The organism is Chitinophaga sp., assembly GCF_036569125.1.
Taxonomy (GTDB): domain Bacteria; phylum Bacteroidota; class Bacteroidia; order Chitinophagales; family Chitinophagaceae; genus Chitinophaga.
Genome location: NZ_DATCRF010000621.1, coordinates 19,995 through 29,110 on the forward strand (window position 1 = coordinate 19,995; position 9,116 = coordinate 29,110).

General features: G+C 49.6%; 5 protein-coding genes. All 5 read left to right on the plus strand.

From position 1 onward, the window contains the following. Positions 1–72: 72 nt before the first annotated feature. Positions 73–4,185: a glycosyl hydrolase family 18 protein gene (locus tag VIM87_RS23195; RefSeq protein ID WP_331999310.1), complete on the plus strand. Its 4,113-nt coding sequence runs from the start codon at positions 73–75 to the stop codon at positions 4,183–4,185. A 459-nt stretch (positions 4,186–4,644) separates the two neighbouring features. Next, a complete protein-coding gene (locus VIM87_RS23200) occupies positions 4,645–5,805 on the plus strand; it encodes a carbohydrate-binding protein (RefSeq protein ID WP_331999311.1) in 1,161 nt (386 codons plus the stop codon). A gap of 19 nt (positions 5,806–5,824) precedes the next feature. After that, positions 5,825–7,912, plus strand: a complete 2,088-nt coding sequence (locus VIM87_RS23205) for a T9SS type A sorting domain-containing protein (protein ID WP_331999312.1) — start codon at positions 5,825–5,827, stop codon at positions 7,910–7,912. Positions 7,913–8,056: 144 nt separating this feature from the next. Next, positions 8,057–8,593 (plus strand): RNA polymerase sigma-70 factor, encoded by a 537-nt coding sequence (locus tag VIM87_RS23210; protein ID WP_089906526.1) that lies wholly within the window; start codon positions 8,057–8,059, stop codon positions 8,591–8,593. Positions 8,594–8,688: 95 nt separating this feature from the next. Next, positions 8,689–9,116 (plus strand): aldehyde dehydrogenase family protein (locus VIM87_RS23215; RefSeq protein WP_331999313.1); only part of this gene is annotated, 428 nt, incomplete at its 3' end.

The window sequence follows — 9,116 nt, forward strand, 5'->3', positions numbered from 1 at the left end:
CCTGTTGTTATCTGCAAGGCATGACCCTGCAGACACTTTCACGTGTCATTAAACAAACCAAATTATCCTAACATGAGAACCTTGAGAGTTACTACTCCTCCCGGCGGCTGGCTACGCCGGTTCAAGCAAGCATGCTGTTTATCCCTATTGCTATGGCAGGGCAGCGCACAGGCACAGGTTAGTCCAACCGTGCCGGCTACCACCAAACAGCACAGCAAACAGGTGATAGGTTATATCACCCAATGGGATGCCTGGAAAGACGTAGCAGGTATTGTACCGAAAGGCGGTTACAATCACCTGAACGTAGACTACTCCCAGTACACCATCCTGAACTTTTCCTTTTTTGGTGTAGCAAAAGACGGTTCACTGCACAGTGGTGACTTCCGTAACAAGAACATTTACCAGGTAGGCGCCGTACAGGAACCTGCAGCGCTGGTAAATGAAGACATTTACAGCAGCTGGGATATGTTCCTGCTGTATGGTGAGCTGGATGCCCCGCTGTATTATATCTCCGACGGCAGCTATGCTTACACGCTGGGCTACCGCAATGAAGGCAGCGGCTGGAAAAATGTGAACACCGGCGCTACCGGCGCATTTCCGCTGTCTGTTCCCAAACAGGGCGGCGCACCGGGCGTAATAGACCTGGCCCACCAAAAGGGTGTAAAGGTAATGGCCTCTATCGGTGGCTGGAGCATGTGTAAGCACTACCCTGAAATGGCTGCAGATGCTACCAAACGTGCCCGGTTTGTGGCAGATTGTCAAAAGCTGATGGCAATGGGTTTTGACGGTATTGACTTTGACTGGGAATACCCTAATGATCCGGGTATGAACATTGAGCATTACGGTCAGGTAGACTATACCAACTTTGCAGTGCTGATCGAGCAGGTACGTGCTGCTATCGGCGCTAATAAGCTGATCACCGCTGCGTTCTCCGCTTCACCTGCCAAGCTGCAGGGCTTCCCCTGGTCACGGTTAAATAATTCCATGAATTATTATAACATGATGACCTATGACTTCAACGGCGGCTGGTCAAACAAAGCAGGCCACAACGCTCCGTTGTATGATTATCCCGGTGCAGAATACAGCAACTTCTCTGTAGACGCCTGCGTAAAAGCTTTACGCACACTGGGCGTTAACATGAGCAAAGTGAACCTGGGTGCGCCTTTTTATGGCCGTGGTGTAATCACCAACGGCGCTGCTACGCTGAACGGCGCTACCACCAAACGTGCAGAAACTGTGCAGCCGGATGGTCCTATCCAAACCTGCGCAGATTATACCAACTGGGCAAAAGACCTGTGGGATGGTACTCCCAGCTACAGCTACATACTGCAGAACACCGGCTCCGGTTCCGGCTGGACCGAGTACTGGGATGATGTAGCCAAGGTGCCTTACAAAACAAAAGGCAATTATTTCCTGAGCTATGATAACGAGCGTTCTATTGGCGAAAAGGCAAAATATATCAATGACAACGGTCTGGGTGGCGTAATTGTATGGCAGGTATTCGGTGATATGACCGACATGACCAGCAGCACCACTCCCAGAGGAAAGCTGATCTATTGCCCCAACACCAAATCCAAGCTGGTAAATAAGCTGAACGAAGTATTTGCAGGCGGCAGCACCAACAATCCCAATGTGCCTCCTACTGTAAGCATTTCTTCACCGGCTAACAATGCCTCCTTCACTGCACCTGCCAGCATAACTATTACGGCTACTGCGGCTGACAGCGATGGTTCTGTTGCCAAAGTTGAGTTCTTCAACGGCGCTACCAAGCTGGGTGAAAAAACTACTGCTCCCTACACCTACACATGGAGCAGCGTAGGCGTTGGCACCTATGCTATTACAGCTAAAGCTACTGACGATAAAGGCGCTGCAACCACCTCTACTGCGGCTACTGTATCCGTAACTTCCGGCGGCACTAATAACCCCGGCACCGGTAAGGTGGTGGTTGGTTACTGGCATAACTGGGGCGGTTCTACTGCACCGCAGTATATCCGTTTACGTGATGTGAACTCTAAATACAACGTAATACAGATTGCATTTGCACTGGCCGGTTCTGACCAGGCTACCCTGAGCTTTACACCGGAAAACACCAGCGTAGCTGATTTCAAATCCGATATTGCGTTATTGCAATCACAAGGCAGGAAAGTGCTGATCTCCATTGGTGGTCAGGATGGTATTGTTGTTTTAGGTACTGCTACTCAAAAAGCTGCTTTTGTAAGCTCACTGAAATCTATACTCGACACTTATAACTTTGATGGTTTTGACATTGACCTGGAAGGTGGCAACACCCTGATCCTGGATAATGGCGATAAAGACTTCACACATCCTACTACTCCCAAGATCCAGAACCTGGTTTCTGCTATCAAGGAAGTAGTGAACTATCGTAAAGGCCAGGGTAAAGAATGCTGGCTCACGATGGCGCCTGAAACCTATTATGTACAAACAGCGTATGGTTCTGCATACTCTCCGCTGGTAGGCGCTTACCTGCCGGTGATCTACGGTGTGAAAGATGAGCTGACCTTTATTCATCCGCAGCTGTATAACACCGGCTCTGTAACCGGTTTGGATAATAAGGTTTACAGCTCCTCCACCTCCGATTTCATTGTAGCTATGACGGAAATGCTGCTGGCTGGTTTCCCTGTAAGCGGCACCAACCTCACTTTCCCCGCCCTGCGCGAAGACCAGGTAGCATTTGGCTTACCGGCTAATACCTCTGCAGCAGGCAGCGGTTACACCACACCTGCAAATGTTAAGAAAGCCCTGGACTACCTGACCAAAGGCCAGTCTTACGGTGGCGCTTATACGTTAAGGAAAGCGGGTGGTTATCCCGGCCTGCGTGGTATCATGACATGGTCCATTAACTGGGATAAATCCACTGCCGATGAATTTGCGAACAACTATTATGAGTACTTCTTTGGTACTACAAACCCGGGAAACAATCCTCCTGCTGTAAGCATCACATCCCCTGCAAACAATGCCACCTTTACACCGCCCGCTACTGTAAGCATACAGGCCAGCGCAAGCGATAATGACGGCACTGTATCCAAAGTAGAGTTCTTCAATGGCGGCGCCAAGCTGGGTGAAAGCACTGCAGCGCCTTACAGCTATAGCTGGGCGAATGTAGCTGCCGGCACCTATACGCTTACAGCCAAAGCAACTGATAACAAAGGCGCAGTAACTACATCTGCTGCTGTTACCATTGTGGTAGGCACCGGTAATAACAACGGTTGTAACGGTATCGCCGCATGGAGCGCAACCGCTGTTTACACCGCTGATATGCAGGTAGTTTTCAACAGCAAAGTGTACAAAGCCAAATGGTGGACACAGAATGAGCAACCTGACATCAACAGCGGCGATTCCAAAGTATGGCAGTATGTAAGTGATTGTAACGGCAGCGGCAATAATGGCGCTCCCAGCATCAGCATCACCTCACCTGCTAACAACGCATCTTTTGCAGCACCCACCAGCATCTCCATACAGGCTACTGCCACCGACAGCGATGGCGCTGTAGCTAAAGTGGAATTCTTCAACGGCGGCAGCAAATTAGGCGAGAGCACTTCTTCCCCTTACAGCTATACCTGGACTAACGTAGCAGCAGGCACTTACTCTATCACTGCTAAAGCAACTGATAACTCAGGCGCATCTGCTTCTGCGGCTGTAACAGTGGTAGTAACCGGCGGCGGCAACACCGGCAACTGCGCAGGCGTAGCCACCTATCAGCCGTATCCGAAAATTTACAGTAAAGGCGACCGTGTAGTGTACAACGGCAATCTTTATGAAAGCCAGTCAGATGCACTGTACAACGTAACACCCGGTACTGCAGACTGGTGGTGGAAACCACTGGGAGCCTGCGGCGCCAGCCTGGCACGTACCAGCGTTAGCACCAGCGCACCGGCTGTAACACAAGAGGTGAGCAATGCTAACCTGTTGGTATATCCAAACCCGGTAACCGGCAGCGAGCTGCAGGTACGCGTGGATGCGCAGCCCGGCGACAGGTTACAGATCTCCCTGGTTGACATGAAAGGCAACGCGCCTGTATTAACAACACAACAAACTGCTGCCGGCAAAGGCACCCAGTTCATTAAACTGCAAACAGGCCAGCTACCTGCCGGTACCTGGATCCTGAAAGTAGAAAATAAGAGCACCCATCGAGTAGCCACTGCTAAAGTGATCAGGCTACAGTAATAGTTAAAAATGAAAAATGAAAATGGTCCCGGTTCATCCGGGACCATTCCCTTTTCTAACTAACATTCTATTTAAACGTTGTATGCAAAAAAATTTACACCATTTCTTTACATCCGCCACAAATTTTCAGCTTGTTTGCCCTAAAAAATACTACAGCCAAACGCGCTGTGCAAACGGCATGTATGGCCCATAGCCCTGCTCCGCTTCTTGTACATGCTGATCGTTATTGAACAAAACATTCCGCGCTTACCCTTAAACCTTAACCATATGCAAAGACCATTTCCTTTTCAATTAGCCGCTGCCCCGTTAGGCATACCGGCTTATGACCCGGCCCATACTAACGGGGCAATTATCATTACTGCAGCAAAAATTTAAAACATTAACACCTTCACATTTGAGCTGTGAAACCACGTGTCCGTAAGGTTTCATCTGATCAGAAACACTAAAAACCTTTACACAATGAAACCAGTAAAATTTCTATTGCTGCTGATGGCCTTTACCGGCGTACAGCAGGTTGCATTCTCACAAAACTGGCAGCTCGTATGGGCCGACGAGTTTAACGGCAGCATTGGCCCTGACTGGGTATTTGAAACCGGCGGTGGCGGCTGGGGTAATAATGAGCTGGAATATTACCGCCGTGAAAACGCTACCATCGAAAACAACCAGCTGGTAATTACTGCCAAACGCGAAAGCTTCGGTGGTTATAACTACACCTCTACCAGGATGAAAACCCAGGGCAGAAAATCCTGGACCTATGGTAAGATAGAAGCCCGCATAGCCATACCGGCCTTCTCCGGCGCATGGCCTGCCTTCTGGATGCTGGGCGATAACATCAGCACCGTGAACTGGCCTGCCTGCGGCGAAATTGACATCATGGAGCACGTGAACAACGATCCCAATGCCGTAGGAACTATTCACTGGCAGGGACCTGATGGCGGTCATGCCTCCTATGGTTCCAGCACCCCGGTGAATGTTACCGGTTACCATACCTACACTATTGAATGGAACTCCTCTTCCATTAAATGGTTTGTAGATGGTGTACAGTACAATGAAGCCAACATTGCCAACAACATTAACAGCACTGAAGAATTTCACCGGAACTTTTTCATCCTGCTGAATTTTGCCATTGGCGGCAACTGGCCAGGCTTCAACATTGATAACAATGCGTTCCCTGCAAAAATGTATGTTGACTGGGTACGCGTATACCAGGGAGGCGGCACCAATCCTCCCCCCACCTGGAGCCAGACCGTACAGGCAGAAAGCTACAGCAGCATGCTGGGCGTGCAAACAGAAACCACTACGGATGCCGGCGGCGGACAGAACGTAGGTTATATTGAAACCGGCGACTGGATGGCCTACAACAGCATCACCATACCTACCTCCGGCAGCTACAAGATCGAATACCGTGTAGCCAGCCAGAATGGCGGCGGCCGTTTATCACAGGACCTGAACGCCGGTTCTATTGTACTGGGTGCAGTAGATGTGCCCAACACCGGTGGATGGCAAAACTGGACCACCATCTCCCAAACGGTGAACATTAATGCCGGTACTTACAACTTTGGCATTTATGCAGCAGCAGGTGGCTGGAATATTAACTGGTTCCGCATTACCAAACTCTAAACCCTTAAAAAGTATCTTTATGAAAAAAGCTCTAAAATATTCAGCAGGCCTCGCATTCCTGCTTACCTCCTTTACAGCCTTTGGTCAGCAAAAAGAATATAGCTTAGGCAACACCCGCACCCTGGTGCAGGAGTTCCGCCAGCAGGCAACGGCCAGGCAACAGCAATTTGTAAGCGGCGCACAGCTGAGAGTAAGCGCCAATACCACGTTAAATGCTAAAGTTAATTTCCGTACTACCGGTAGCGCCACAGAAGAATTTCTGGCAGGTGAAATAGCCAATACCCCGGGTTCTTCTTTCTTTGTTCGCATACAGGGCAACAAGGTAGAAGGTAACATCGTGTTACGGCAAAGCAAAAAAGCATACAAATATTATTCAGACAATACCGGTAATGTTTTTGTAAAAGAAGAAGACATTAACAAGGTGCTGTGTATTAATTATGAAGAAGGCCCTGCTACCTCCCAGGTATCAGCACAGGGTGTAACTGCAGCCGCTGTACCTGCGGACCTGCAAAGCTATCCCGGCGCCAATGGCTGCGTGCTGCTGGACTTTGACGGCCAGTATGTTTCCGGCACTCCCTGGAATAATGGTAATCCCATTAACGCCGCACCTGCCACCCTCTCAGAAGCTGAAATGCGTGAAGTATGGGAGCTGGTAAGCGAAGATTACAAACCCCTTCACATCAACATCACAACCAGTGAAGCGGTGTTTAACACCTATCCCAAGAACAGGAGAATGCGCTGCATTTTCACGCCTACCAATACCGCTGCTCCCGGCGCAGGTGGCGTAGCCTATATCAGCTCCTTTAACTGGAATGATGATACCCCCTGCTGGGTATTTAACGGTGGCGTAAAAGGCGCCGGCGATGCTGCTTCACACGAAGTAGGCCATACTTTAAGCTTAGGCCACGACGGTAGAAATTCTCCTGCAGAAGGTTACTACGCCGGCCAGGGCAACTGGGCGCCTATTATGGGTGTTGGTTACTACAAGCCTATTGTACAATGGAGCAAGGGCGAATATAACAGCGCCAACAACCTGGAAGATGACCTGGCAAAAATGACCAGCTCCACTTTTGGTGTAGGCTACCGTGCCGATGATTATGGCAATTCCATTTCATCTGCAGGTGTGCTCAGCGTAGGCTCCGGCGGCAGCATCAGCAGCAGCGGCATTATTGAGCGCACGGCCGATGTGGATGTATTCTCTTTCAGCACATCCGGTGGTAATGCAACCATTAACTTTAACCCTGCTCCCCGCCATGCGAACCTGGATATCCTGGCCCGCCTGCTGAACAGCAGTGGAGCAGTAGTAGCTACTTCAGATCCTGCTGGTTTATCAGCAGCTATTAACGCCAACCTGGCGGCAGGTACCTATTATGTATCTGTTACCGGCACCGGTGTTGGCAACCCGGCTACGGATGGTTACTCCAACTACGCCTCCCTGGGTGCTTATACTATTACCGGCACTATTTCCGGCGGTACCGGCAGCGGCGCAGCTACTGTATACCAGGATTGTAATTACGGTGGTTATGCCATTAACCTGGCGCCCGGCAGATATGATATGGCGCAGCTGAATGCACTGGGTATTCCGAACGATGATATTTCTGCGTTAAAAGTGAAGAGCGGTTATGAAGTTATCCTGTACCAGGATATTAACTTCGGCGGCGCTGCTTACCTGTTCCGCAGTGACTTCTCCTGCCTGGTTGATCTTTCTGTAAATGGCCAGCCGCTGAACCTGAACGACTGGACCACTTCCCTGGTAATACAGCCTTCTACCGCTGCAAAAGCTGCTGTAATGAGCAATGCCATTACACTTGCTGCACCGGTTAAATCATCGGCTGCTGCTTCTACAACCGAAGCTACCAATGATGATGGTACCATTGACGTAGTGCTGTCGCCCAATCCTTTCACACAGAACTTATCTGTGAAAGTGAAGAGCAAGGTGGATCAGTATTACATCCGTGTGTATAACATGAGTGGTACGGAAGTAAGGCCTGCACAGCGGATCTCTAACGGCCAGCCCGTGAACCTGTCCAGCCTTCCAACCGGCATGTACCTGATCAAGATCTACGTAGGAAATGAAGTGATCACCCGCAAAGTGATCAAACATTAATAATATCCCATCCTATGACAACGTAGGGGTCCCGGTTATTCCGGGGCCCTTTTTTTTACAATTAATTAATAAATTGATAACGGCCGCCATGCAAAAAAAACCAGAATGAAATGAAAATATTTGTACTCAAATCGTGGTAAGGAAATGACCGAATTATACGGTATTAAACAGGGCAGCAGCAATGTTTTCAGGGAAGTATATCATCAGTATCAGCACAGGTTGTATGCATTTGTGTATCAGAAAACCAGCTCGCATTACCTGGCAGAGGAAGTAGTACAGCAGGCCTTCATCCGCCTCTGGGAAAAAAGGAATGCCTTATCAGACGGAGTGCTGCTTTCCACGCAGCTTTTCCAGATAGCCAAAACCATCCTGGTAGATGAGCTGCGCAAAGAAGCCGTTAAAAGAACCCACATCAGCGGCTGGGCCAGCAGCAGCGCAGCGCCGGTTACAGAAAATAAACAATTAGAGCTGCGCGATAGTATGGAGCACATGGTACGTACCATTAACGCTATGCCGCCTATGCGCAAAACCGTTTTTAATATGCGCCGCCAGCGGGGACTATCCTATAAAGAAATTGCCACGGAACTAGCCATCTCACCCAAAACCGTGGAGAACCATATTGCCCGCGCCATTAAACAGCTGCGTGAGGCCGTACAGGTATTATCCCTGTCCGGTTGTTAAACGTGTGCCCCACCTTGAAGGTGTGGCACACATAATCTGCTTTGCAATTTCAACATTGCAAAAAAAGCAGTATATTATACTACAAATGCAGCCCAATGAAATACCCCCGCATGCAGAACTTTATTAATGGCCGGTTCACAGATATTGATTCCTCCCGTCTGCTAACCATAACCTCACCCACAGATGGCCGGGAGCTGGCCCTGATGCCCTGCTCCACCGCTGCCGACCTGGATGCTGCCGTTAATGCTGCTAAAGCCGCTTTCCCCGCCTGGAGCCAAACCCCTATCAAAGAACGGGTGCAGGTATTTTTCCGCTATAAATATTTACTGGAAAGAGACCTGCAGGAGCTGGCGGAGCTGGTGAGCGAAGAAAACGGCAAAACATTGGGCGAAGCCATTGCAGAAATAGAAAAATGTATAGAGCTCACGGAATTTGCTACCTCGCTGCCACAGCTGGTAACCGGCGAAATACTGGAAGTAAGCAAAGGCGTGGAATGCAGAACAGAACATGTGCCGCTGGGTGT

Bases quoted from the DNA above. Each gene is read 5' to 3' on its own strand.
- VIM87_RS23195 (WP_331999310.1), top strand. From the start codon at position 73: ATGAGAACCTTGAGAGTTACTACTCCTCCCGGCGGCTGGCTACGCCGG.
- VIM87_RS23200 (WP_331999311.1), top strand. From the start codon at position 4,645: ATGAAACCAGTAAAATTTCTATTGCTGCTGATGGCCTTTACCGGCGTA.
- VIM87_RS23205 (WP_331999312.1), top strand. From the start codon at position 5,825: ATGAAAAAAGCTCTAAAATATTCAGCAGGCCTCGCATTCCTGCTTACC.
- VIM87_RS23210 (WP_089906526.1), top strand. From the start codon at position 8,057: ATGACCGAATTATACGGTATTAAACAGGGCAGCAGCAATGTTTTCAGG.